A 25,063-nucleotide genomic window follows, 5' to 3' on the forward strand; every position below is an offset into this window, starting at 1 on the left:
TATAATTTATTGCAAATAATATAAGATATACAAAATTATGACTCGAATTTTTCAACCATTTACCATTGAGCCAAATAGTCTTGTTACCCTAGATGATAATGCATTTAATCATCTTATTCGCGTGTTACGCATGAAAGTAGGTGAAAATATTATTTTATTTGATGGTTCAAACCATATTACTCCTGCAGTTATATATGAAATCAATAAAAAAACAGTTACAGTAAAAACCTCTTTGCCCATTTTAGATAATCGTGAATCACCGTTAGAAATTCACTTAGGGCAAGTGATTTCACGCGGTGAAAAAATGGAGTTTACAATTCAAAAATCAGTCGAATTAGGCGTAGCGAGTATCACCCCACTCCTTTCTGAACGTTGTGGCGTCAAACTTCATGAAGAAAGGCTCGAAAAGAAAATCCAGCAATGGCAAAAAATTGTTATTTCTGCTTGTGAACAATGCGGTCGAAACATGATTCCAGTTATTCATCCAGTAATGAAGTTAGAAAGTTGGTGTGCTAGTTTAACTGAAGGCTTAAAACTCAATTTACACCCCAAAGCTGAATATGGTATTAGACAGTTAACTAATACGCATAAACAAATTTACTTACTAATTGGACCTGAAGGTGGTTTATCTGATAATGAAATTAGCATGACACATAGCTATCATTTTTCTGACATTTTACTCGGTCCTAGAGTGTTACGAACAGAAACAGCAGCATTAACTGCTCTCACCGCGTTACAAGTACATTTAGGCGATCTTGGATAAATATATCTTATACAAATGATAAGTAATGATTGCTTTGCAACTGAACTTGTAACGAGTATGATAACAATAAATATTAAATTTTAATTTGGGTATTATGATTAAAAAACCTGTTAAGTTAAAAAGTTTCAGGTATACCCATGTTTCAGTATAAAACAATTTTATAAAGACAAAATAGGTAAGGAGTCTTCATGATAAAGCTGGGCATTGTAATGGATCCAATTAGTCACATCAAAATAAAAAAAGATACCAGTTTTGCCATGTTACTTGAGGCGCAAAAAAGGGGTTATGAACTTTTTTATATTGAAATGAATGACCTTTTTCTAGATACTGGCGAAGCTTATGCCACAACTCGCGCTTTAACAGTTTATAACGATAAAGATCATTGGTTTGAACTTGGGCAAGAAAAAACGATTCCACTAAGTGACCTTGACACAATTTTAATGCGTAAAGATCCACCTTTTGATACTGAGTATATCTATGCTACATATATTCTAGAGCGTGCCGAAGCTAAAGGTGTGTTGATTGTCAATAAGCCACAAAGTCTACGCGATTGTAACGAAAAACTTTTTACCGCTTGGTTTGCCGAATTTACACCAAAAACCTTGGTTACACGTCAAACGCAGCATATCAAAACTTTTCACGAACAACACCATGATATCATTTTAAAACCACTTGATGGCATGGGGGGATCATCCATTTTTCGAATCAAACAAGACGATCCCAATGTTTCAGTGATTATTGAAACGTTAACCGAACATAACACACGTTATTGTATGGCTCAAAACTTTATTCCTGCGATTAAAGACGGTGATAAACGTGTATTAGTGGTTGATGGTGAACCTGTACCTTATTGTTTAGCACGAATCCCTCAAAAAGGTGAAACTCGTGGCAACCTTGCTGCTGGAGGACATGGCGAAGTTAGAGCCTTAAGCGAAAGCGATTGGCACATAGCTAAAAGCATCGCCCCAGTTTTAAAACAAAAAGGCCTACTATTTGTAGGACTTGATATCATTGGTGATAAATTAACCGAAATTAACGTTACCAGCCCAACCTGTGTTCGTGAAATTGAAGCAGCTAACCCAGGCCTTTCAATTACCGGTATGTTAATGGACGCAATAGAACATCGATTAAATAAAAAGAGTTAAACAATGATTAGAGAATATAAAACCACAGATTTAAACAGTGTAATGACAATATGGTTGCAAGGTAATTTGCAAGCTCATAACTTTATCAACCCTGAGTTTTTTAAACAAAATTGTGATTTAGTAAAAATGTTAATTCCAATGTCTACTTTATACGTTCAAGACCTTGATGGAGTTAAAGGGTTTATCGGTATAACTGAAAATTATATTTCAGGTCTATTTGTAGATGAAGCTTTTCGCCGACAAGGAACAGGTAAAGCTCTTGTTGAAAAAGCAAAACAACGCCATAACGAACTGTTGGTACATGTTTATAAAAAAAATACTAATGCGATTAACTTTTATCTTTCTCAAAATTTTGAAATTGTTTCAGAATCGATCAATGAAGAAACAAATGAACCAGAACTATTAATGCACTGTAATGTTGAACACAACGTTAAAATTGGCAAATGTGCATTATAAAATTAACTTGAATGTGAAACTATGAATTTAAAAAACCATTTTATTATCGCAATGCCAACACTTGATGATTCTATGTTTAGTCATTCAGTTATTTATATTTGTGAACATAATCGTGATGGCGCTATGGGGATTATGATTAATAAACCAATTATTGAACTTAATGTGGCAACCGTTCTTGCACGTTTAGAAATTACATCACCAACAAGTTGCGCAGAACTAGAACAACCTGTATTTTGTGGTGGCCCCATTGCTGATGAACAGGGTTTTATTTTACACACACCTTTAGATGGGTTTGCTTCTAGTATTCAGATTTCAGATGATGTGATGATTAGCACTTCGCTTGATGCGCTTAAATCAATCGGCTCTCCTGAACAGCCCCAAAATATCTTTTTGGCTTTAGGTTATTCAAGCTGGCAGTCTCTACAACTCGAAGATGAAATTGCTCGTAATGATTGGTTAGTGGTTGATGCCGATCCTCAAATTATTTATGAAGTTGCCATTGATGAACGTTGGCAAAAAGCCGCTCAATCACTTGGAATCAATATGAATACTATTTCACACCAAATGGGAAATGCATGACCCATGGCAACCATTATCGCATTTGATTTTGGCACTGCCAGTATTGGAGCGGCTATTGGACAAGATATAACTAAAACAGCCAATCCTTTATGCTCGTTTAAAGCCCGCGATGGTATTCCTAACTGGCAAGCTATCGAAAAGGTATTAAATGAGTGGAAACCTGATTTTTTAGTCGTTGGGCTTCCCCTAAATATGGATGGCACCGAACAACCATTAACAGCCCGAGCTCGTAAATTTGCTAATCGGTTGCATGGCAGATTTGGTTATCAAGTACATTTGCAAGATGAGCGGTTATCGACCGTTGAAGCAAAATCACATATTTTTGCTTCACGAGGTTATCGAGCACTTGAAAAGGGTCATGTTGATGCAACTTCTGCCATTATTATTTTGGAAAGTTGGTTTGAAAATAATTAGTAATTTTATTTAATTGGTTATTTTGTAAATAATTAATCGCCATTAAATTTCATCCTTGCTAAAATAGCAACAACTTTTTATTGTAAGGACTACTTGCCGTGTCAAACAACAATTCTCTTAGTTATAAAGATGCTGGTGTCGATATTGATGCCGGTAATGAACTAGTCAATCGCATTAAATCTGTAGTAAAAGAAACCAAGCGTCCTGAGGTAATGGGTGGATTGGGAGGCTTTGGTGCACTATGTGCTATTCCGCAAAAATATAAAGAACCGATTTTAGTATCAGGCACTGATGGTGTGGGTACTAAATTACGCCTTGCAATGGATTTAAATCGTCATGAATCAATTGGTATTGATTTAGTGGCAATGTGTGTTAACGATCTGATTGTACAAGGTGCTGAACCTTTATTTTTCCTTGATTATTATGCCACCGGCAAACTTGATGTCGATGTAGCCGCTACTGTAGTGACTGGCATTGCCGAAGGCTGTAAACAATCAGGCTGTGCTTTAGTTGGCGGTGAAACAGCCGAAATGCCGGGTATGTATCATGGTAATGACTATGATTTAGCAGGATTTTGCGTTGGTGTTGTTGAAAAGTCGGCTATGATCAATGGTAGCAAAGTGCAAGATGGCGATGCATTAATTGCATTAGCTTCAAGCGGTGCTCATTCTAATGGCTATTCATTAGTGCGTAAAATAATTGAAGTCAGCGGTGTAAATCCTGCCACTGAACAGTTAGATGGCAAAACTCTTGCCGATCACCTACTTGCACCAACTAAGATCTACGTTAAGTCCGTTCTTGACCTTATTACTCAAGTTGATGTGCACGCCATTGCCCATATAACTGGCGGTGGATTCTGGGAAAATATTCCTCGTGTTTTGCCTGAAAATACTCAAGCAGTCATTAATGAAGCTAGTTGGCAATGGCCAGCAATATTTAATTGGTTACAACAATCGGGAAATGTTAGCCGTCACGAAATGTATCGAACTTTTAACTGTGGTGTTGGCTTAATTATTGCTTTACCAAAACAGTTAGCCAATAAAGCAATTACTTTACTAAATAATCATGGTGAAAAGGCTTGGCTATTAGGTGAAATTAAAAATTCAACGTCAAATGATCGTGTTATTATTAAGTAGCAAGTATTCTATTTTAGATATTATGCAACTTTAGATAAGTTGGATAATATCTTTTTTAGCCTACTACAAAATTTATTGATTCAAAAAATCACCAATAGCATAACTAACTAGATACCATTGCTCTGATTTTTCAATCATCATCTTTCGTCTATCCTGTAACCCAAAAATTCAACGCTTTTACTCAAAAATTAATATAAAAATAGCTCAAAGTAACCTGACTTTTTGATACAATAGTAAATAAAATGATTATAACAAAGTAATGTCGTAATACTTTAAAGTAAAAGGTTTTTTAATGATCATATCAGACGCTAATAGTGCGGTGTCATCCGTCGCTTATCGAGCAAACGAAGTCATTGCTATTTACCCAATAACACCAAGCTCAACTATGGCCGAGCAAGCTGGCACTTGGGCAGAATTTAACAAGCAAAACGTATTTGGTGATACCCCAAGAGTGATTGAAATGCAGTCCGAAGCAGGCGCAATTGCAACCGTTCATGGTTCATTAATGACAGGAGCACTTGCAACATCGTTTACTTCATCACAAGGTTTGCTTTTAATGATCCCATCGCTGTACAAAATAGCCGGCGAACTGACTCCTTTTGTTTTGCATGTTGCAGCACGTACCGTTGCAACGCATGCTCTTTCAATTTTTGGCGATCATTCTGATGTGATGGCAATTAGGCAAACTGGTTTTGCGATGCTTTGTTCTAGCTCAGTGCAAGAAGCGCAGGATTTTGCTTTAATTTCGCAAATGGCCAGCTTTAATAGCCTTGTTCCTTTTGTTCATTTTTTTGATGGATTTAGAACCTCACATGAAGTTAATAAAATCTATCCAATAAGTGATGACCAAATCCGTAATTTATTACCACACGAAGCCATTAAAGCCTATCGCTCACGAGCATTAACGCCTGATAAACCGGTAACTCGAGGTACATCAGCTAATCCTGATACATACTTCCAGTGCCGAGAAGCGATAAATACTTATTATGATAATGTCTATCAACATGTTGTTGATGCTATGGATGCTTTTGCAGCAGAAACAGGCCGAAAGTATCAACCATTTGAATATTATGGTGCTAGTGATGCTGAGCATATTATTGTTATTATGGGATCTGGTGCTAGCACCGCAAAAGAAGTAGTTGATGTTTTACTTAAACAAAACGAAAAAGTCGGGGTTGTGATCGTTCGGCTATTCCGCCCATTTTCAGCCAATCATCTGCTCGAAGTTATTCCAAGTACTGTTAATAAAATTGCTGTGCTTGATAGAACTAAAGAGCCGGGAGCACAAGCCGAACCGCTTTATTTAGATATTATGACCGCATTTGCTGAAAGCCTGTCGCGCAAAGAATGCGCAACTATGCCACTTATTATAGGTGGACGTTATGGGTTATCATCTAAAGAATTTGATCCTCGTTGTGTACTTGCCATTTTTACTGAACTTGGATTAGATAAACCCAAACCACGTTTTACCGTTGGTATTTATGATGATATAACAGGGCTTTCTTTACCTTTACCTAACCAATCGATACCACAAAAATCTGCTCTTGAAGCGTTATTTTATGGGCTTGGTAGTGATGGCACGGTATCTGCAACCAAAAATAATATTAAAATTATTGGTGATAATTCTCCTTTTTATGTACAAGGATATTTTGTATATGACTCTAAAAAGGCAGGAGGTTTGACGACTTCACACTTACGAGTCAGCTTAGATCCAATTGATTCACCCTATTTAATTACCAGTGCACACTTTATTGGCTGCCACCAAGATCAGTTTATCGATAAATATCAAATTGTTAATAAGTTAAAAGACGATGGCATCTTTTTGCTTAACACGCCGTATAGCAAAGATGAAGTTTGGCATAGACTTCCAAAAGAAGTGCAAGCTCAATTAATACAAAAACGAGCACACTTTTACATTGTCAATGCGGCAAAAATAGCTCGTGAATGTAATTTAGGTGCAAGAATTAATACCGTTATGCAGGCGGCATTTTTTCATCTAGCTGGAATTTTTAAAAACGATTTTAATATCGCCCAATTAAAAGAAGTCATTGCCAAAAGTTACAGCAGTAAAGGACAAGATTTAGTTGAAAATAACTGGAAAGCGCTCGACTTAGCTATAGCTTCGCTTGAACAAATACCACTTAGCTGTGTTGATCAAAGCAGTTCAACAATGCCATCTATTGTACCTGCTAACGCGCCTGATTTTGTTAAAACAGTCACTGCTGCAATGTTAGCTGGTTTAGGCGATAACTTGCCTGTATCAGCATTTCCGCCCGATGGAACTTGGCCTATAGGTACAACTAAGTGGGAAAAACGTAACATTGCTGAAGAGATCCCTATTTGGCAACCCGAACTGTGTACCCAATGTAATCATTGTGCGGTTGCTTGTCCTCATGCGGCTATTCGAGCTAAGGTTGTTGATCCTGATGAAATGATCAATGCGCCTGATTCATTAAGCTCACTTGAAGTAAAAGCCCGTGATATGAAAGGTCAACGCTACGTCCTACAAGTAGCGCCAGAAGATTGTACTGGATGCAACTTATGTGTCGAAGTTTGCCCAGCTCGTGATCGTAATAATTTTGAAATTAAAGCCATTAACATGCAATCACGTATCGATAATCTTGAGACTCAACGAGCTAACTTTGAGTACTTTACTGCATTGCCTGATCGTGATATTAGCACGCTTGAACGCATTGATGTGCGTACATCGCAATTACTTACACCGTTATTTGAATATTCGGGTGCTTGCGCAGGTTGTGGGGAAACACCATACATCAAATTGTTGACCCAACTTTATGGTGACCATTTAGCGATTGCCAATGCCACTGGCTGTTCATCAATTTATGGTGGCAACCTTCCATCATCGCCTTATACTACTGATCAAAATGGTCGTGGTCCAGCTTGGGCAAACTCATTATTTGAAGATAATGCAGAGTTTGCATTAGGATATCGTATTACTTATAACCAACATAAAAAACGGGCGTTACGTTTGCTTGATTATGTTGCTGGTGATATTTCGCCCGAAATAGTCATCGCCTTAAAATCACCAGAAACCTCTATAGCGGAAAAACGTCAACAAGTCGAGTTATTACGTGAACAGCTTGCACGCTTAGATTCTTCGCAAGCACAAGAGTTGATGATAGATGCAAATTATTTGGTAGATAAATCAGTTTGGGCTATTGGTGGCGATGGTTGGGCTTACGATATTGGATTCGGCGGGCTTGATCATGTTATGAGCTTAACTGATAACGTAAATATATTGGTATTAGACACTCAGTGTTATTCCAACACTGGAGGCCAACAATCAAAAGCCACTCCAATGGGCGCTGTATCAAAATTTGCTGATTTAGGTAAGCATAAAGCACGTAAAGATCTTGGTGTTAGTGTAATGATGTACGGTCATGTATATGTAGCACAAATTGCGTTAGGCTCGCAACTAAATCAAACACTTAAAGCATTACAAGAAGCCGAAGCTTATGATGGACCATCTTTAGTTATTGCTTATAGTCCTTGTGAGGAACATGGCTATGATCTGGCTAAATCGCATGAACAAATGAAAGATCTAGTTAAATCAGGATTCTGGCCTTTGTATCGTTACGACCCACGCCGTATGGCAGAAGGCAAACCAGGATTAGTGCTAGATTCCAAAACACCAACTAGTGAGTCATTAACTGGTATCTTACTAAAAGAACAACGTTTCCGTCGTTTAGAAACACTTGAACCTGTAATTGCAAATACCTTGCATGAACGTTCAACAAAAATGGCAGATTCTAAATATAAATTCTTACAGATGCTAGCAACCTATTCGGATATTGAAACACCAGCAGATAGCTAACAATAGCTATACAGGTAATTACAAACCATTATAAAGGGCTGTTATTAATAACAGTCCTTTTTTATTACCGCATTTGAGCAATAAAGCACTAGAATTGTGCATATTCCGATCACTATAGTTCATATAACAAGCTAATATCACTAACTTTATGTTATTGAGTACTATATAAATCAATTATCCAATGATTATTAAAAACTTGGTATTATTTTTGCATGATTAATAATTGACCACATAAAAATTAATTAAATGGGAGGTGAATCATGATATCCAATTTAAACGTCAGTAGAAGAAAATTAATCACATTTTCCAGTGCGGCAATTGCAGGGCTATCTATTAATCAATTATTATCTAAAGCTCATGCAATAGAATCACAAAACTCGATTTCATTCTCTCTACCTATGCTTGAAAATGTAGCAACACCTGATATTAATAATCCAGTAAGGCTCAACTTTAATGAAAATGCGCTTGGTATGTCACCACGAGCAAAACAAGCTGCAATTGAGGCTGTACCAAAAGCTAATCGCTATGCCAAAGCCGAAATGCCATTGCTTAACAAACGATTAGCTAAATATCATAAAGTCGATGATACTCAAATTTTATTAACTGCAGGATCTTCAGAAGGTATTCGTAGTGCTATTGCTGCATTTGTTAAGTCAAATACTCAATTAGTCATTCCAGAACTTACTTATGGTGATGGAGAACATTTTGCAAAGATCTTTAATTTAAAAATTACCAAAGTACCAAGTTTGCCAGATTGGCAGATTGATATAAAAGGCATACAAAAAGCTGCTGAAGACTATAATGGATTTTCAATTGTTTATTTGGTTAATCCAAACAATCCAACTTCGACAGTTTTTGCTACAAGTGCAATTGAATCTTGGATAAAAATTAAGCCTAAAAATACTATTTTTATTGTTGACGAAGCCTATGCTGAATTTGTTAATGATCCTGCATTTGAATCGGTGGATAAATTAATTACACAAGGTTGTGACAATGTTATATTGCTTAAAACATTCTCAAAAATCCATGCTATGGCAGGGTTACGAGTGGGTTATGTGGTCAGTTCAGTTGAAAATGTTAAGAATATAGCTCAATATGTTGCTGGTGAAAAACTTAATTACTGTGGTGTTTGCGCAGCTCTCGCATCAATAGATGATCAACCCTTTTTAACATACTCTAAAAAAGCGGTTGATGTATCAAGGCAAATTATGGAAAAAGCATTGTCTGAACTAGGTTTGCATTATTTAAAATCCCAAACTAATTTTATGTTTCACAAAAGCCCAATTGATTTGAAAGATTATCGAGAACTAATGAAAAATAATTTTATATTAATTGGTAGAGATTTCGCACCAGCAACAAATTGGTGTCGAATATCGCTTGGTTCGCCTAGCGAAATGCTTTACGTTGCAAATGTAATGCGTGAATTAAAAGAAAAAGGAAAAATTTAAATTAACTGCTTATTCTAAAGCTCTTTAAATATTAGCTAATTTAAAGAGCTTTATTTTTATTATGAGCCGTTAAAATTGAATTATTCATTGAGAATAATGACGAAAAAAATTTAGCTACCCATAATACGACGCGTCATCCAATAATGCTTTTTCCAATAACTATCATTTAAGTTTGAATAAATTACACCTTTTGATGTTGAAGCGTGTAAAAATTTGCCATCTGCATAATAAATTCCAACATGTAGACCACTACGGCTGCGACCTGTCTTAAAGAATACTAAGTCACCTGCTTTAGGGGTGTTTACCTTAACACCCAACCGAGCTTGTTCAGCAGCACTTCTTGGTAAGTTTTTTGAAAGTTTATTTTTAAAAAAGTTCATTACAAAACCTGAACAATCACTTCCAGCTAAAGTCGTACCACCATAACGGTATGGCGTGTGTTGCCATTTTTTATAGTGAGATTCTATTTTAGCTAACATGGTTAGATTAGGACTAGGTTTAGTTTTCTTAATAGAAACCTGACGTTGGGTAGTACTACAACCAAACAACATGAAAATAGAAAAAAACAATATAGTTATTAAAAAACGTTTTTTCACGTTAGTACAGTTGCCGAGCAACGTCCCTAATAGTTGATTGTCTTTTTTTATCATTTCTTTTTGTTCCTTTATTTAACGTTGACCAATACGAATAACGCCTAGCCAATTTTAAGCTTTTAGGCAACACGCCTTTTTCCCATTCAGTTTTATCTATTTTAGATAACCTAACTGGGCTAGTGTCCGCATGGCTACGATGATTCAAACTTTCTTTAAGGCGAATTAAGCGCAAAGAAAGAAAACAAATAATAACATCATCAACACTTAACTTTCTATATCCCGAAAGCTGATACCGAACTCTAGAACCATAATGTTTTGCAGTCTGCATTAAACTACCAACTGCGGCACCAATTAACGCTGCTGAGCCAAGTGAGATACCTCCGGTCGCTAAATCAATACTAGCACCAATTGTCGCCCCCTGAACAAAGCCTTTAGTCAAATGAGTACCCATCATTTTTAGAGCATCAATATTAAATAGGTCAGCATTATAGCGACCTTTTATTAAAGGTAAATTCTCTTCACTTTCTTGATTTGAATCAAATTGATACAATTTTAATAATTCATTGATCGCTATTTGTTCTCGCTTTCTAACTTTATCTTGCATATCAGCAATTGCCTGCACATCTTCTGTTTTAGCCATTTCATAAAAGGCTGTAACATCAACGAGTGTTTCGGCAATAATCAGATTAGCGGTTTGATTTCGAGAATTACGAATTTGTGCAATTTTATCTAGCCAGTTATCTAATATAACCTTAGCAGGTTCAACCAGTAAGGCAAGGCTATGATATAAACGTTCTTCACCATCCATAGGAGGAAATATAGCATCGAACCTAATAATAGCATGAATCCCAATGCGTGACAGCAATCTTTTCCATTCCTTTTCATTTTGGTTGTTGTCTGCAGTAAAATTTAAAACAGCTAATATGGGCTTATCACTATTGGATAAAATAGCTAATTCATCGTGATACTTTGCCAATACTGGCTCTCGTACATCTATCACGTAGATAGCCGCATCACTATTTAGCAGTTGCTTAATGACTTTAGCTTCTTGATTAAATACGTTTTCAGACTCTGGGCTTTGTAAAAAAAATGTTAATTTATCGACACCATCAAGTTTTGCATTAGTAGGAAGTAATTGGTTAATATAATCATAAAGTGCTAAACTGTCTTCTAATCCTGGGGTATCATAAAAAATTATTGATTTATTATGCTCAAGTGGCAATGTTATTGATTCAACGTGTCTTGTGGTGCCAGGGCTATCAGATACATTTCCAAAATGACTATTACGAATTAAGGTGCGTAGTAAAGATGTTTTGCCGACATTGGCATGACCAACCACTGCTAATTTTAATGTTGATAGCATTTTACAGAGCCTCGCTTAGCCAGTCAGGTTGAGCCAACTGTAAAGATAATGATTGCCAATTATGATACTGTTTACCTTGATTAATAAACCAAATACGAGTTTGCTGAGATTTATTGATCAGTTGATTAATAAAATTCAATACTCCCCTATCTGGCGCTCTATCGGTATCAACTGCAATTAATAATTTTTGAGCTGGCGTTAATTGCAAATAATCTAAAATATTACTGCGCTGTTCACGGGTATTTAAAAAACCTAAAAATGAGACAGACTCAGGGTAATGCCAACTTTCTTGCACATCGATGGCAACCAAAAAATTACCTTCAGCAGCTTCTATTGAATGTGTTGAAAAATGCCACTGGTGACTATTGTGACCTAATTTATCAGCATCTTCAATATTCACAAATAATGGCTGCAACCGATTTGCTAATATTTGATAATCAGGATGAGAGATATTTAGCTGAATTCGACGACTACTAATAAGCCAATTAACACCACAAAACACCATACACAAAAACCGCAGCATTAATCCATAAACAATAAATACACCTAACAGCCAAACAGCCCACGATGATCGAATTTCACCAGCACTTAACGCATGTTCGCTTAGTTTTATAACTTCGTCTTTTGGAATTTCAAAGCCAAGTAATGACGGTAAATAGCCTAAATAATGAGTTAAACCAATAATCGTATCAGAACTGAGCAAAGTGGTTTGCCATTCAAAACTATAATGCTTAGTTGAAAATAGCACAACTAAAACTAATAATGCACAACTTAAAATCACAGTCCAAAACAGGTTAAGCACAAATCCAATAAGCCAACGAATACGAGAGCCAAATAGTTCAACAAATGCAGGGATCAGTTGTTGCACTGTCTTTTTTTGAGAAAGCTTTTTAGCCAACCATAACCAACAATGAATCAACAAACTACCACCAAAATTGGAAAAGAGGAAAAACGAACCAAGCCAAATAGTTAGCGTAATTAAATGAACTCCTAATAAACTAAAAAGCGCCCAATACAAATTGATAGGTTTTTGACTTAACGCCCCCAATGCTAATGAACCACCTAAAAAAACAGATAGTAACAGCAATAATGCAAAAGATAACTTTACCGATCGCAAAAGTACTTTTTGCGCCAAATACAATCCATTTTGTTTAGACAACATGATTGCACGCATCACAATTCGATCTGAAAGCGATATTTGTTCGGCTCTTACTTGTCGGTTGATATCTTGATCAGCAAACTGCCCAGATTCTGTTTCAATTAAATGGATCGTTTCGGTCAACCAAAGTGATTTTAGCTTTTGTCGCATTAGACTTAATCTTCAACATTATAGTAAATAAAATATAAAAGAAACGCGACATAAGTCGCGTTCATAAAGTCGAATCAATTATTGTGTAATTTCACCAATTTTACTTAATAAAGTTTGAATACGTTGTTGCCATACTTGCTGATCTTGTTTTAACTTTTCGTTTTCGTCACGTAGTGCTTTCATTTCATCTGAACTATCATTAATTAATTGCTCTAACTCTTGATTGCCTTTTCTTAAGGTTGCAATCTCTTGTTGTAATGTATTGATAGTATTTATAGTATGTTGGATTCGACTTTCTAATTGATTTAGTATTTCTAATGACATATTTTTCCTCAAGCTCAAATTATTTGGTGTATAATGCTAATCATTATACCGAATTCATTCTAAAATCAACACCTTTTTAAATCTTAAGTTGGAGAAAATTATGCGAAAACCTCTCGTTATGGGTAACTGGAAATTAAACGGTAGTTTGGATATGGCTAAAAGCTTAGTCGCAGGACTAAAAAGTGAGCTATCAAACGACACAGCATGTGATATTGCAATTGCACCACCTGTTGTATACCTTGATTTTGTAAAACACCAATTAAGTGGATCTAATATTATTTTAGGAGCACAAGATGTTGGTATTAATTTGTCAGGTGCTTTTACTGGCGAAGTATCAGTTAACATGTTAAAAGAAATTGGCGTGACTCATATTATTATTGGACATTCTGAACGCCGAACTTATCACAAAGAATCTGATGAATTTATTGCAAAAAAATTTGGTGTAATTAAAGAAGCTGGTTTAGTGCCTGTATTATGTATTGGCGAAACCGAAGCAGAAAACGAAGCTGGTCAAACACAAGCTGTTTGCGCACGCCAAATTGATGCTGTAATAAAAGCACTTGGTGTTCAAGCATTTAACGGTGCGGTTATTGCTTATGAACCAATCTGGGCTATTGGAACTGGCAAATCTGCAACTCCAGCACAAGCACAAGCTGTTCACAAATTCATTCGTGATCATATTGCTAAACAAGATGCAAAAGTAGCACAACAAGTAACCATTCAATATGGTGGTTCAGTTAATGATAAAAATGCGGCTGAACTATTTACTCAACCCGACATTGATGGCGCATTAGTTGGTGGTGCATCACTAAAAGCTGATGCTTTTGCGGCAATTGTTAAAGCGGCTGAACAAGCTAAAAAATAACGCATAAATATGTCGAATAACAAAGTAAAAAGACGCTTAATTTAGCGTCTTTTTATCATTTAAATTAATATCATTATTTAGCCTTAGTCGGATAACGTGTAGGCCAAATTTTTTCGACAGGTACTTGTAAATAATCAGAAATAATTCGTTCATACTTAGGGCAATGACGATATAATGCGTTTCTTAAAGTATCAGCCTGCAAACCACTAGCTCTAGATAATGCTCTTAAATTTCCGCCTCTAATTTTAATTTCGCCTACAACTCTAGATGGTGCCCAGTCTTGATCTTGCTCTCTCATTATGAGATCCTCTATTAGTTAAATTCTTACTATTGTAAAGATTATCGATAATACAATGTTCAAAAGATATGAATTTATATAGAACAGAATAACACAGAAAAAAACGATTTAAAACAATAAAAACAATAAAAAAATGGAATAGAGGAAAAAATGTTCGAAAATAAAATAAAAAACCAAACCGAAAAAGAAAAAACACGAACCCTAACTAATACAGGGGTCATTAATTTCAAAAATCGATTAAGCCTAGTGTTAGAAGGTCTTTCAGGTAATGCCTTTGCTAAAAAAGTTGGCATGTCAGAAGCTGTAATAAGAGATTACTTATCAGGTAAAACCTACCCATCACTAAATAGATTAGCCATCATAGCCCAAAAATGTAATGTTCCTATTGAATGGTTAGTAACTGGAAAAGGAAAATGTCGATTATTATCTGATTCAGATACTCAAGATTCAGTATATATTCCATTCCACCATTTAAATAATATGGTGAAATCTTACTCAAAAATCGAATCAATCCCATTTGATATTAATTTAATAAAGCATCAAGGCTGTAATTACGAAGACTTAGTCGCCGTATGGGCAAAAGGTGATAGCATGGAGCCAACAATATCAAATCATGATATTCTTATTATTGATAAAGCGCATTACAAACCGATCGATGGCTATTTGTATGCTGTTGAATATGAGGATCAAATCAGTATAAAACGCATTCAAAATCAAGGAGCAAACTTAGCTTTACTTTGCGACAATCCTAAGTATCCAACCATTATTGGGGATAAGCATGAACCGCAAGAATTTAAAATTATTGGGCATGTAGTTTATCTTCTAAAAGATCTTAACTAAAACCATTTAAACTTGGGCTAATTACAGCTTTATCGGCTTCGACGGTAAGGCTGTTTTAATGTATTTAACTCTCGTTTTTTTCTATGAATACCAAGGTAAAAAAATGTCAAAAAGTTTCAGGTAACTATGTGTTTCAGTATAAAATCAATGTAAAGCTATTATAAAAAATAAATTAACTTAACAATCGTTGTCAGCATAACTTTATGCTTTTTTCGCTAGTTATGCTAAAATTAGCACTAAATTTTTTATTAGTTTTACCTATTAATATAATATTATGCCAAATATAAACACTCGAAAAAAAGTCGTTGTCGGAATGTCTGGTGGCGTTGATTCTTCAGTTTCTGCTTATTTATTACAACAACAAGGATATGATGTTGTTGGGCTATTTATGAAAAATTGGGAAGAAGACGACACAGAAGAATATTGCTCTGCCGCCGTTGACTTAGCCGATGCGCAAGCAGTTTGTGACAAATTAAATATAAAATTACATACTGTCAATTTTGCTGCCGAATATTGGGACAACGTATTTGAGCACTTTTTATCGGAATACAAAGCAGGCCGAACGCCAAATCCTGATATTTTATGTAATAAAGAAATAAAATTTAAAGCATTTTTAGAATATGCGGCCGAAGATCTTGGCGCAGACTTTATTGCCACAGGGCATTACGTCCGTAAACGTCAAACAGGCGATAAAGTCGAATTATTACGAGGGATCGACAATAACAAAGATCAAAGCTACTTTCTTTACACCCTTAGCGAAGCACAAATAAGCCAAAGCTTATTTCCAGTTGGTGAACTCGAAAAACCAGAAGTGCGAAAAATTGCACAACAACTTGGTTTAGCAACCGCTGCTAAAAAAGACTCAACTGGCATCTGCTTTATTGGTGAACGTAAATTTAGTGACTTTTTAGCACGATATTTACCCGCTCAAGCAGGTAACATTCGCACTATTGATGGAGAGATTATTGGTCAACATCAAGGCTTGATGTATCACACATTAGGGCAACGCAAAGGGCTTGGTATTGGTGGTTTAAAACAAGCTGACGACACACCATGGTATGTTGTTGACAAAAATCTTACCAATAACGAATTGATTGTGGCACAAGGCCATGATCATCCAGCACTCCTTTCTGAAGGATTAATTGCTCAACAACTTCATTGGGTTGATCGTAAAGTAGTAACAAAACCATTTAGCTGTACTGTAAAAACACGTTATCGTCAACAAGACATAGCCTGCCAAGTAATACCATTAACCGATGACAAAATTAAAGTCATATTTGATAATCCTGTTGTAGCTGTTACACCAGGTCAGTCTGCTGTCTTTTATAAAGATGAAGTATGTCTTGGTGGTGGTATTATAGAAGAACGAATTACAAACAGTAAGGAAGACTAACGTGAATAATAAATACCACCATATTGCTATTGCCCTCGCTGGTGCGGCACAAAGTGCAATACTGGTGCCACAACTTGCTAACACAGGCGTTTGTAATGCTACACTTTATGAACAAGCAATAAAAAGCTTGTTTAAAACCTCGCCAAAAACAACGGATGATGTTTATGATGGTATTAAAAATATCAAAACAGGATTACAAACAATAATACAATTATTATTATCAGGACAAAAAGAACAAGTCCAAATTATTCGTTACCTGTTTGGTACAATTGGCATTACTAGCAAATTATTAAAAAATGATGACGCATTAGATAAAATTGACCAACGATTAAAACGCATTTCAGGGCTTTATCTAGATATAAATGATGAAACTGTTAGTACTAATGTTGAAGATCTGTCCTATTCATTAGCGGGAATTTATTCTGATATCATCAGCCCAATATCAACAAGAATAAAAGTTGTTGGCAAAATCGAATTTTTACAAAACACATTGGTACAAGCAAAAGTAAGAACAGCTCTTTTGGGATGTGTTCGATCGGCTATTTTATGGTATCAAGTTGGTGGAAATCGTTTTCAGTTTCTTTTTTGCCGTAAACGCATTTGCAAAGCAGCACAAGAGCTATTAGACCAAATTAATTGCGCAAACTAATTTGCACTTTATAACTGATATTTCAAATATTGTAACGGAGTAAAACCGATGGAATTATCTGCACTCACTGCCCTTTCGCCAATTGACGGGCGTTATGGTGACAAAACCACAGAGTTACGCACCATTTTTAGCGAATATGGTTTATTAAAATACCGTGTTCAGGTCGAGGTTTGTTGGCTACAAAAATTAGCTTCACAAGCAGATATTTTAGAGGTTCCAACATTAAGTCAATCAGCTATTAATCATCTTAATCAAATTGTAGACCAATTTAGTGTGCAAGATGCAAGTCGCATTAAAGAAATCGAAAAAACCACTAATCACGATGTTAAAGCTGTAGAATATTTTCTAAAAGAAAAAGTAAGCACTCATGAAGAATTACACGCCATTAATGAGTTTATCCATTTTGCCTGCACATCAGAAGACATTAACAACTTATCTTATGCGTTAATGCTAAAAACAGCTCGAGAAGCTGTCTTAGTGCCATATTGGAATAAACTCATTGATAAAATCACCTCACAAGCTATCGCTTATCGTGATTTACCGCTACTTTCAAGAACACATGGTCAACCCGCTACGCCATCAACCATAGGTAAAGAGTTTGCTAATGTAGCCTACCGCTTAAAGCGCCAATTAAAACAACTAAAATCGGTTGAAATACTAGGTAAGATTAATGGTGCAACAGGTAATTATAATGCACATATGGTTGCTTATCCGCAAGTGAACTGGCATAAATTTAGTGAGAATTTTGTTAACTCGCTAGGACTAAAATGGAATCCTTATACCACCCAAATAGAACCGCATGACTATATTGCCGAATTCTTTGATTGTGTAGCACGCTTTAATACCATAATAATAGACTTTGATCGAGATATTTGGGGATATATTTCACTAAATCACTTTAAACAAAAAACTATTGCTGGCGAGATTGGATCTTCAACTATGCCACACAAAGTTAATCCTATTGACTTCGAAAATTCAGAAGGCAATTTAGGGATTGCCAACGCAATTATGAACCATTTAGGTAGCAAATTACCGATTTCCCGCTGGCAACGTGATTTAACCGATTCTACAGTGTTGCGTAATCTAGGTGTAGGTATTGGTTATGCCATTATAGCTTATCAATCAACCCTAAAAGGATTAAACAAACTCGAAGTCAACCAAGACCACTTACTTGAAGAACTTAATCGCAACTGGGAAGTATTAGCCGAGCCAATTCAAACAGTAATGCGCCGTTATGGTATTGAAAAACCTTACGAAAAATTAAAAGAATTAACTCGAGGCAAAAGAGTTGATGCAAAAGGCATGCAAGAATTTATTGACTCATTAGATCTACCCGAAAGTGAAAAAACACGATTAAAACAGTTAACACCAGCTAACTATATTGGTTATGCCGTTAGCTTTGTTGACAATTTAGAATAACTACTTAAATTCAAATAGCCTGATACAGTCACACCCTATCAGGCCATATTGACTTTCAGGTGATCATATTAATCACACTAGTGTAGAAATTACTCATTAAATATAAATCACCTAAACCAAAAATAGGGAAATTAATTGAACATTCGCATTGCAACTCGTAAAAGCCCATTAGCGCTATGGCAAGCAAATTTTGTTAAGCAACAAATTTTAACTAATCACCCAAATTTGACTGTGGAATTAATTCCCATGGTAACTAAAGGTGATGTATTGCTAGACAGCCCTTTATCAAAAATTGGTGGTAAAGGTCTTTTTGTAAAACAACTAGAACAAGCAATATTAAATAACGAAGCAGATATTGCAGTCCATTCAATAAAAGACATCCCTGCTGAGTTTCCTGAAGGATTAACACTAGCCACAATTTGCAAGCGAGATGATGTACGTGATAGCTTCATTTCAAATAAATATTCAAATATAGATGAGCTACCCAATGGTGCGATAATTGGTACATCAAGTTTACGACGTCAATGTCAATTGCGGGCAAAATATCCCCATTTACAAATTAAAGATCTTCGTGGCAATGTCGGCACTCGTTTAGCTAAATTGGATAATCAACAATACGATGCCATCATACTAGCTTCAGCGGGTTTAAAACGTTTAGCACTACAAGACAGAATCAAACAATATATTGATACTGACTTAATTTTACCTGCTGTCGGACAAGGTGCTATTGGTATTGAAACCCGAGCAGATGACAAAAAAATATTAGAGATTCTTTCAGTGCTTGATGACAAACATAGCCGAGTTTGTATTGAAGCAGAAAGAGCAATGAATAAAGCCTTACAAGGCGGATGCCAAGTACCCATTGCTTGTTATAGCCAATTAAATAACAATATTTTATCACTACAAGGACTTGTTGGACGCATTGACGGTTCTAAAATAATCAAAGTGGCATTAGAAGGCAGTATAACTGAAGCCGAAAAGTTAGGAAAAGAATTAGCAAAACGCTTATTAGATCAAGGTGCGAAAACAATATTAAAGGAATTAAATGGCGGATGATTTATGTAACTAGACCCTCTCCAGAGGGTGAAAACCTTACCCAACTATTTGCTCAAGCAAATTTGCCTGTACAACATCTTCCATTTTTTACTATTTCACAAGGCAATGACCTACTAAATTTACAACAACAACTGAATAAACTTTTACCTAACGATATTGTGATCGTTGTTTCACCACAAGTTACACACGTTATTAAAACCTATATTGGCAATCTAATATTACCAACTAATGTTCGGTATTACGCAATAGGAAAAAAGTCAGCACAATTATTTAACCAGCTCACCACAACTAAAGTCAATTATCCAGAACAAGAAGACAGTGAAGGATTATTGATAAAACTACAGCAAGAATCTGTACAAAATCATACTGTTTTAATTTTATGCGGTAATTCAGGTCGGCAATTATTATCTCAAACACTAACAAATCGAAAAGCCAAAGTAAAATTAATAACGTGTTACTGCCGTGAGCCAATCACCTATCCGCCAAAGATATTATCTAGTAATATTGAAAATCAAATCATCATTATTACTAGTCTAGAACACTTAATCCAGCTTGAGTTATATATCAATCTTGAACATAAAATGCATGCTAATCTTGTAGTAACAAGCCAACGAATTTTTGCAAAAGCGAAACAACTTAATTGGCAAAAAGTTCAACTAGTGAGTAGTGCGAATAATCAAAAGCTTTTTAACGCTGTAATGATAAATTATACTATAGCCGATAATATAAATAATCTATGACACTTACTTATTAAGACAATAATTAAAATTTATTTAAAACAATGTTAACTCTATGTCATAATGCAACATAAATTTCTAGAAATCTAAATGAGGTTATTTATGCCACCAAAATATTACGGTGCCAATGCAACACTTTCAACAATAAACACAACTTCGTTTAGTCAAATAACGATAACAGCGGTTCAAAATGAAGCGAATAACACTATGAAAGAAGATAAAAAAAATCAAACAACCACTCAATCCAATCCATCTGTGGAATCTAAATCCCAACCTAAAAACAGTGTTAGCGATAACACTAAGAACACAAGCAAATCACCCGTTTCAAAACTATCAATAATTGCTATAGCATTAACTGTTTGCTTAGGTGGTTTGGGGCTTTATTATGGTCAACAGGAAATTAAAAAACAAAAAAAAACCATCTCAATATTACAAACTGAGCTGGCCAATTTAAAACAAACAACCAAGCAAAGTATAACAAATGATTTACAAAGTAGTATTACCGACGCAGTTAATAAACAAAATCAGCAATTCAATTCACTAGAACAGCGTATTGATCGTAAACTGAGTGATCAACAACAGCTACAGCAACAATTAACAACTCAAATTAATGATTCACAAAAATTGACAGAACAAAGCTTACAAAATATCAATGAACGCTTAGCAGCAATGTCAACAAGTGATCACAATGTTTGGTTAATTTCACAAGCCAATTACTTAGTACATTTAGCTGGTCGTAAAATTTGGAGTGACCAAGACTACACATCCGCACGATTACTACTAAAAAGTGCTGACGAAAGCCTAACCCAAGCTGATGACCCAAGCCTATTGCCTGCAAGACAAGCAATTAGTAAGGATATTAATTCACTTGCTCAAGTAAGCTTTACTGATACCGATGGCATTATTATGAATTTAATCGGTTTATCAGAATCGCTTACCGAATTACCTTTAGTAGGTAATTATAAAGATATCGATCTTGGCATGACACAATATGCCGAAGATGCTACAAACACACCACAAACAAACATTAACAATATAGCTAATGATAATAATAGTGAGGTATCATCATCGGTTAACGATTGGTCTGATAATTTATTAAACAGTACCAAGACTTTTATGGATAAATTTATCACCATAGAAAAACTTGATGACAAAGAGTCCAACTTTAAGGCTTGCTTAGAACAAGCAGGACAAGACGAAAAACAAATCGTCAAATGCCAAATATTAAAAGCACCACTGAATTTGGAACAGTCGCTTTACCTACGTGAAAACATCCGCTTCCGTTTATTGATTGCAGCGCAAGCCGTACCAAGACATCAAGAACTTATTTACCAACGTGCACTAAATGAAACCGCAATTTGGGTTAATGCTTATTTTGATGGGAATGCTCCAAGCGTTAAAGCATTTATTAATGAACTTGAAAATTTGCAAAATCAATCAATCAGCAATCAAAATGTGCCTGAAAGCCTAACTAGCATTGGCGAACTTGAAAAACTAATGCAAACCCGCGTTCGCTCAATGTTAACAAAATAGGAGAATAATAATGATAAAAATACTAATTATTTTCTTAGTACTAGTGGGTGGATTCTTTTTGGGACCATTATTACAAGGCCACCAAGGTTCAGCGGTATTTGAATTTGCCAAATATCGTGTCAGCATGTCATTTAATTCATTTATGATACTTGAATTAGTTGGTCTACTTTGCCTTTATTTAATCTATTGTTTATTGAATAAAATTTTTAATTCTAAAACAGCATTAGGCAATTGGCTACGCTTAAAGTCGCCAAAAAAATCGATAAAACGTGTTGAACAAGCGCAAATGTTATTACTTGAAGGTGATTATAAGCAAGCTGCTAAACTATTTATCAAAAGTGCCAAAGGGGCAAAAAATACCACCTTATCGTATTTACTTGCGGCACAAGCTCAAATTAATAATGATGAATTAATCCCCGCTAATCAGTCGCTAGAACAAGCCGCTAAAAGTTGCCAACCTAATGAGTTATTTGCCTTTCAGCTAGTACAAATTAGATTGCAACTAAAAAACCAAGAATACACAACTGCACGCATCACATTAGATCAGCTACTAAACGAAAAGCCTCGCAATGCTGAAGTACTTAGATTAGCAGATCAACTTTATTATGAAATGGGTGATTATCAAGCGATTATTGACCTATTACCAGCAATGTACAAAGCTAAAGTGTACAGCGAGTCGCAACTAGATCAGTTTAAACAAGCAGCCTATATTGGTCGAATTAAGCAATTATCGACTAATAGTGATGCACAAACACTAGTAAAATGGTGGAATGAACAACCAAGAGCCATTTTAAATAATATGGCTTATCAAAAAGCGATGGCTAATTATCTCACTCAACTAGGCCAAGACAGCGAAGCAGAAAAGATATTAAAATCGATTAGTAAACTTGAACAAAAAGAAAGAACATAAAAAATATAACAAGAAAAACAGGGCAATTGCCCTGCTTTTGTTTGAACTCACAATAATGATTAAAATTAAGTTATTGATTGATACAAATCAAATCATAAAATAGCGAATTAACGCCATAAAGCACATACCAGTAACTACAATACACATCAGATTCTTAGTCAAAAAGGCGACAATTACGGTTGGAATTGTCGCTAAGCAATATTCCACATTAAAATCTGGAAAATGCCCTTCTTTTGCCACAAATAAATTTTGCACAAATAGTGCTGTTAAAATACATAAAGGTACATATGACAAGAATTGAGTCACAACATTAGGTAACTGAAATTTACGAACTAATATAAATGGAATCACTCTTGGCAACCAAGTTACTAACCCACAACCTAAAATAATCAATAAACTATAAGTTGTCATGCTTTTTCTCCATTGCCATACCCATAAAACAACCGCCAAACGTACTGATTAAAATAGCCATTTCAGGTGACACAAAACGCATTAAGAAAATTAGCAAAACAGCAACGGTTAACATGGCTAAAAGCCGATTTTTAAGACTTTTGCTATTATCGCTGATCAATTGCAAATAGAGCAAACCAATAAACATGGCAACTAAAGCATAATCTAGACCAAATTGCATAGGATCAGGCAACCACTCTCCGATTAAAGCACCAAGAAAACAAGACAAAATCCAAGTAATATAAGCAGTTAAATTAAGTCCATGCATCCAAGCAGCATTAACTGGCACTTTATTTGTCATCGCATTTATTGCCACGGCAAAACTTTCGTCGGTCAATAAGCTACCGATACCAATATTATTTAATAACGATGATTTGCGAAAAGCTGGCGCTGTCGCCATACTCATCAAAAAATGACGTGAATTAACTAAAAAAACCGTAAAAATAATAGCCGAAATAGGCGTAGCTACTATCATTAATCCAGCAATAATAAACTGCGCAGCGCCTGCATAAACAATAATAGCCAGTAATGTAATTTCGAGTACCGATAAATTTGCCGATTTACCCACAACACCAGCAGCGATACCAATACCGATATACCCCAATAGTGTTGGGACACAAGCATAAACTCCATCTTTAAATGATAATGGCATAAATATTCCTTAATAATAACAATATGTTATAGATTAATATTGCCTATATTGCAAATACATATTAAAACTGACTATTTAAATCTATTTTGACTAAAAACAAAACATTAATTTAATAACTTAATTTACAATAAGCCACAATATATTGTCGAATATTTGCTATAATATTGCTTAACTAATATTGATGACAATCAAAATAACTTAATAACAATTAATGTGACAAATATATCTATGCATACAGGAACTTTATTTATCATTTCTGCACCAAGTGGTGCAGGCAAATCAAGCCTGATCCAAGCTTATCTAGCTCAAAAAAATCAACATCAAGCTAAAGTATCAATTTCGCATACTACGCGCGATCCTCGCCCAGGAGAAGCGCATGGTGAACACTATTACTTTGTGGATCACAAACACTTTGAATCTTTAATTGATCAGCAAGCATTTGTCGAATATGCCAACGTATTTGATCACTATTACGGAACATCTAAAGCCGAAATAGAACAAAGCCTATCGCAAGGAATTAATGTTTTTTTGGATATTGATTGGCAAGGTGCAAGGCAAGTACGCAAAAAAATGCCAAAAGCAAAAAGCATATTTATATTACCACCTTCGCTCAAAGAGCTTGAAAACCGCCTAGTTAAACGAGGACAAGATGACAACAATGTGATTGCCAAAAGAATGCAAAAAGCCCGATCTGAAATTTCGCATTATAACGAATATGACTATGTCATTATTAACGATGATTTTGACACTTCATTAAATGCCTTAAGTGCCATTATTACCGCTGCCAGCCTTGAGCAACCAAAACAAGCTATCATCAATAGGCAATTATTAATAGATTTGCTAGGGGAATAATTCGAAATAAGATGAAAAATATCGCCCAAAAAGTGGCGATATTT

The 25,063-nt window shown here is 35.3% G+C and carries 25 protein-coding genes; 18 read left to right on the forward strand and 7 right to left on the reverse strand.

The window, feature by feature from the left end; all coding sequences use genetic code 11:
• Positions 1 to 37 precede the first annotated feature (37 nt).
• The 8 genes from rsmE (at position 38) to A9G44_RS05660 (ending at position 9,776) form a co-directional block, all read left to right on the forward strand.
• Positions 38 to 763 carry a 16S rRNA (uracil(1498)-N(3))-methyltransferase gene (gene rsmE / locus A9G44_RS05625; protein ID WP_065609707.1) on the forward strand — a complete coding sequence of 242 codons (726 nt, stop codon included), beginning with the start codon at positions 38 to 40 and terminating at the stop codon, positions 761 to 763.
• A gap of 188 nt (positions 764 to 951) precedes the next feature.
• Complete coding sequence (gene gshB, locus A9G44_RS05630) at positions 952 to 1,908, forward strand: glutathione synthase (protein WP_065609709.1); 957 nt, start codon at positions 952 to 954, stop codon at positions 1,906 to 1,908.
• 3 nt (positions 1,909 to 1,911) lie between these two features.
• Complete coding sequence (locus A9G44_RS05635; protein ID WP_065609711.1) at positions 1,912 to 2,364, forward strand: GNAT family N-acetyltransferase; 453 nt, start codon at positions 1,912 to 1,914, stop codon at positions 2,362 to 2,364.
• Between the two features lie 21 nt (positions 2,365 to 2,385).
• Complete coding sequence (locus A9G44_RS05640) at positions 2,386 to 2,943, forward strand: YqgE/AlgH family protein (protein ID WP_065590486.1); 558 nt, start codon at positions 2,386 to 2,388, stop codon at positions 2,941 to 2,943.
• Between the two features lie 3 nt (positions 2,944 to 2,946).
• Positions 2,947 to 3,357: a Holliday junction resolvase RuvX gene (gene ruvX / locus A9G44_RS05645; protein ID WP_065609713.1), complete on the forward strand. Its 411-nt coding sequence runs from the start codon at positions 2,947 to 2,949 to the stop codon at positions 3,355 to 3,357.
• A 98-nt stretch (positions 3,358 to 3,455) separates the two neighbouring features.
• Positions 3,456 to 4,493: a phosphoribosylformylglycinamidine cyclo-ligase gene (gene purM / locus A9G44_RS05650; RefSeq protein WP_065609715.1), complete on the forward strand. Its 1,038-nt coding sequence runs from the start codon at positions 3,456 to 3,458 to the stop codon at positions 4,491 to 4,493.
• A 292-nt stretch (positions 4,494 to 4,785) separates the two neighbouring features.
• The gene (gene nifJ / locus A9G44_RS05655) at positions 4,786 to 8,328 is read left to right on the forward strand and encodes a pyruvate:ferredoxin (flavodoxin) oxidoreductase (RefSeq protein WP_065609717.1); all 3,543 of its coding nucleotides are present in this window, start codon (positions 4,786 to 4,788) and stop codon (positions 8,326 to 8,328) included.
• A 260-nt stretch (positions 8,329 to 8,588) separates the two neighbouring features.
• Positions 8,589 to 9,776, forward strand: coding sequence for a pyridoxal phosphate-dependent aminotransferase (locus A9G44_RS05660; protein ID WP_065609719.1), 1,188 nt, complete (start codon positions 8,589 to 8,591; stop codon positions 9,774 to 9,776).
• A gap of 110 nt (positions 9,777 to 9,886) precedes the next feature.
• Here A9G44_RS05660 and A9G44_RS05665 read toward each other — a convergent pair whose 3' ends face one another.
• From A9G44_RS05665 to zapB, 4 genes are all read right to left on the reverse strand, one after another.
• Entirely contained in the window at positions 9,887 to 10,426 is a 540-nt protein-coding gene (locus A9G44_RS05665; protein ID WP_081298271.1) for a C40 family peptidase, read from the reverse strand.
• Positions 10,374 to 11,732 carry a DUF3482 domain-containing protein gene (locus A9G44_RS05670; protein ID WP_034910972.1) on the reverse strand — a complete coding sequence of 453 codons (1,359 nt, stop codon included), beginning with the start codon at positions 11,730 to 11,732 and terminating at the stop codon, positions 10,374 to 10,376. Before A9G44_RS05670 ends, A9G44_RS05665 begins: the two co-directional genes overlap by 53 nt.
• Position 11,733: 1 nt before the next feature.
• Positions 11,734 to 13,041, reverse strand: a complete 1,308-nt coding sequence (locus tag A9G44_RS05675) for a DUF2868 domain-containing protein (RefSeq protein WP_065609721.1) — start codon at positions 13,039 to 13,041, stop codon at positions 11,734 to 11,736.
• Between the two features lie 78 nt (positions 13,042 to 13,119).
• Positions 13,120 to 13,365, reverse strand: coding sequence for a cell division protein ZapB (gene zapB, locus A9G44_RS05680; RefSeq protein ID WP_034910977.1), 246 nt, complete (start codon positions 13,363 to 13,365; stop codon positions 13,120 to 13,122).
• 100 nt (positions 13,366 to 13,465) lie between these two features.
• Here zapB and tpiA point away from each other — a divergent pair, with 100 nt between their 5' ends.
• Positions 13,466 to 14,230 (forward strand): triose-phosphate isomerase, encoded by a 765-nt coding sequence (gene tpiA / locus A9G44_RS05685; protein ID WP_034910978.1) that lies wholly within the window; start codon positions 13,466 to 13,468, stop codon positions 14,228 to 14,230.
• Positions 14,231 to 14,303: 73 nt separating this feature from the next.
• Here tpiA and A9G44_RS05690 read toward each other — a convergent pair whose 3' ends face one another.
• Positions 14,304 to 14,528 (reverse strand): helix-turn-helix domain-containing protein, encoded by a 225-nt coding sequence (locus A9G44_RS05690; protein WP_034910980.1) that lies wholly within the window; start codon positions 14,526 to 14,528, stop codon positions 14,304 to 14,306.
• A 150-nt stretch (positions 14,529 to 14,678) separates the two neighbouring features.
• Between A9G44_RS05690 and A9G44_RS05695 the strand changes: the two genes are divergently transcribed.
• The 8 genes from A9G44_RS05695 (at position 14,679) to A9G44_RS05730 (ending at position 23,065) form a co-directional block, all read left to right on the forward strand.
• Positions 14,679 to 15,368, forward strand: coding sequence for a LexA family transcriptional regulator (locus A9G44_RS05695; protein WP_065609723.1), 690 nt, complete (start codon positions 14,679 to 14,681; stop codon positions 15,366 to 15,368).
• 274 nt (positions 15,369 to 15,642) lie between these two features.
• Positions 15,643 to 16,761 (forward strand): tRNA 2-thiouridine(34) synthase MnmA, encoded by a 1,119-nt coding sequence (gene mnmA / locus A9G44_RS05700; protein ID WP_065609725.1) that lies wholly within the window; start codon positions 15,643 to 15,645, stop codon positions 16,759 to 16,761.
• Position 16,762: 1 nt separating this feature from the next.
• A complete protein-coding gene (gene hflD / locus A9G44_RS05705; protein WP_065609727.1) occupies positions 16,763 to 17,410 on the forward strand; it encodes a high frequency lysogenization protein HflD in 648 nt (215 codons plus the stop codon).
• Positions 17,411 to 17,458: 48 nt separating this feature from the next.
• Entirely contained in the window at positions 17,459 to 18,829 is a 1,371-nt protein-coding gene (gene purB / locus A9G44_RS05710) for an adenylosuccinate lyase (protein WP_065609729.1), read from the forward strand.
• 135 nt (positions 18,830 to 18,964) lie between these two features.
• Complete coding sequence (hemC, locus tag A9G44_RS05715) at positions 18,965 to 19,885, forward strand: hydroxymethylbilane synthase (protein ID WP_065609731.1); 921 nt, start codon at positions 18,965 to 18,967, stop codon at positions 19,883 to 19,885.
• Complete coding sequence (locus A9G44_RS05720) at positions 19,882 to 20,625, forward strand: uroporphyrinogen-III synthase (protein WP_065609733.1); 744 nt, start codon at positions 19,882 to 19,884, stop codon at positions 20,623 to 20,625. The genes hemC and A9G44_RS05720 overlap by 4 nt, the downstream gene beginning before the upstream one ends.
• Before the next feature lie 87 nt (positions 20,626 to 20,712).
• Positions 20,713 to 22,155: a uroporphyrinogen-III C-methyltransferase gene (locus tag A9G44_RS05725; protein WP_081298272.1), complete on the forward strand. Its 1,443-nt coding sequence runs from the start codon at positions 20,713 to 20,715 to the stop codon at positions 22,153 to 22,155.
• A 10-nt stretch (positions 22,156 to 22,165) separates the two neighbouring features.
• Complete coding sequence (locus tag A9G44_RS05730; RefSeq protein ID WP_065609737.1) at positions 22,166 to 23,065, forward strand: heme biosynthesis HemY N-terminal domain-containing protein; 900 nt, start codon at positions 22,166 to 22,168, stop codon at positions 23,063 to 23,065.
• An 87-nt stretch (positions 23,066 to 23,152) separates the two neighbouring features.
• Here the strand turns inward: A9G44_RS05730 and A9G44_RS05735 are convergent, their stop codons facing one another.
• Positions 23,153 to 23,476 (reverse strand): AzlD domain-containing protein, encoded by a 324-nt coding sequence (locus A9G44_RS05735; RefSeq protein WP_065609739.1) that lies wholly within the window; start codon positions 23,474 to 23,476, stop codon positions 23,153 to 23,155.
• Entirely contained in the window at positions 23,463 to 24,167 is a 705-nt protein-coding gene (locus A9G44_RS05740) for an AzlC family ABC transporter permease (RefSeq protein WP_065609741.1), read from the reverse strand. The genes A9G44_RS05735 and A9G44_RS05740 overlap by 14 nt, the downstream gene beginning before the upstream one ends.
• Positions 24,168 to 24,395: 228 nt before the next feature.
• On the opposite strand from A9G44_RS05740, the gene gmk reads away from it, so the two are divergent.
• Complete coding sequence (gene gmk, locus A9G44_RS05745; protein ID WP_065609742.1) at positions 24,396 to 25,019, forward strand: guanylate kinase; 624 nt, start codon at positions 24,396 to 24,398, stop codon at positions 25,017 to 25,019.
• Positions 25,020 to 25,063: the final 44 nt, after the last annotated feature.

Origin of the sequence: Gilliamella sp. Occ4-3 (assembly GCF_001690675.1) — a bacterium.
Lineage (GTDB): Bacteria > Pseudomonadota > Gammaproteobacteria > Enterobacterales > Orbaceae > Gilliamella > Gilliamella bombi.

What these genes read in the sequence shown, in the direction of transcription:
- A9G44_RS05695 (WP_065609723.1), top strand. Translation starts at nt 14,679, where the DNA reads ATGTTCGAAAATAAAATAAAAAACCAAACCGAAAAAGAAAAAACACGA.
- A9G44_RS05690 (WP_034910980.1), bottom strand. Translation starts at nt 14,528, where the DNA reads ATGAGAGAGCAAGATCAAGACTGGGCACCATCTAGAGTTGTAGGCGAA.
- A9G44_RS05660 (WP_065609719.1), top strand. Translation starts at nt 8,589, where the DNA reads ATGATATCCAATTTAAACGTCAGTAGAAGAAAATTAATCACATTTTCC.
- purB (WP_065609729.1), top strand. Translation starts at nt 17,459, where the DNA reads ATGGAATTATCTGCACTCACTGCCCTTTCGCCAATTGACGGGCGTTAT.
- A9G44_RS05725 (WP_081298272.1), top strand. Translation starts at nt 20,713, where the DNA reads ATGAGGTTATTTATGCCACCAAAATATTACGGTGCCAATGCAACACTT.
- nifJ (WP_065609717.1), top strand. Translation starts at nt 4,786, where the DNA reads ATGATCATATCAGACGCTAATAGTGCGGTGTCATCCGTCGCTTATCGA.
- A9G44_RS05740 (WP_065609741.1), bottom strand. Translation starts at nt 24,167, where the DNA reads ATGCCATTATCATTTAAAGATGGAGTTTATGCTTGTGTCCCAACACTA.
- tpiA (WP_034910978.1), top strand. Translation starts at nt 13,466, where the DNA reads ATGCGAAAACCTCTCGTTATGGGTAACTGGAAATTAAACGGTAGTTTG.
- rsmE (WP_065609707.1), top strand. Translation starts at nt 38, where the DNA reads ATGACTCGAATTTTTCAACCATTTACCATTGAGCCAAATAGTCTTGTT.
- A9G44_RS05670 (WP_034910972.1), bottom strand. Translation starts at nt 11,732, where the DNA reads ATGCTATCAACATTAAAATTAGCAGTGGTTGGTCATGCCAATGTCGGC.
- A9G44_RS05665 (WP_081298271.1), bottom strand. Translation starts at nt 10,426, where the DNA reads ATGATAAAAAAAGACAATCAACTATTAGGGACGTTGCTCGGCAACTGT.
- gshB (WP_065609709.1), top strand. Translation starts at nt 952, where the DNA reads ATGATAAAGCTGGGCATTGTAATGGATCCAATTAGTCACATCAAAATA.
- zapB (WP_034910977.1), bottom strand. Translation starts at nt 13,365, where the DNA reads ATGTCATTAGAAATACTAAATCAATTAGAAAGTCGAATCCAACATACT.
- A9G44_RS05735 (WP_065609739.1), bottom strand. Translation starts at nt 23,476, where the DNA reads ATGACAACTTATAGTTTATTGATTATTTTAGGTTGTGGGTTAGTAACT.
- A9G44_RS05640 (WP_065590486.1), top strand. Translation starts at nt 2,386, where the DNA reads ATGAATTTAAAAAACCATTTTATTATCGCAATGCCAACACTTGATGAT.
- mnmA (WP_065609725.1), top strand. Translation starts at nt 15,643, where the DNA reads ATGCCAAATATAAACACTCGAAAAAAAGTCGTTGTCGGAATGTCTGGT.
- A9G44_RS05635 (WP_065609711.1), top strand. Translation starts at nt 1,912, where the DNA reads ATGATTAGAGAATATAAAACCACAGATTTAAACAGTGTAATGACAATA.
- A9G44_RS05675 (WP_065609721.1), bottom strand. Translation starts at nt 13,041, where the DNA reads ATGCGACAAAAGCTAAAATCACTTTGGTTGACCGAAACGATCCATTTA.
- A9G44_RS05730 (WP_065609737.1), top strand. Translation starts at nt 22,166, where the DNA reads ATGATAAAAATACTAATTATTTTCTTAGTACTAGTGGGTGGATTCTTT.
- gmk (WP_065609742.1), top strand. Translation starts at nt 24,396, where the DNA reads ATGCATACAGGAACTTTATTTATCATTTCTGCACCAAGTGGTGCAGGC.
- ruvX (WP_065609713.1), top strand. Translation starts at nt 2,947, where the DNA reads ATGGCAACCATTATCGCATTTGATTTTGGCACTGCCAGTATTGGAGCG.
- A9G44_RS05720 (WP_065609733.1), top strand. Translation starts at nt 19,882, where the DNA reads ATGATTTATGTAACTAGACCCTCTCCAGAGGGTGAAAACCTTACCCAA.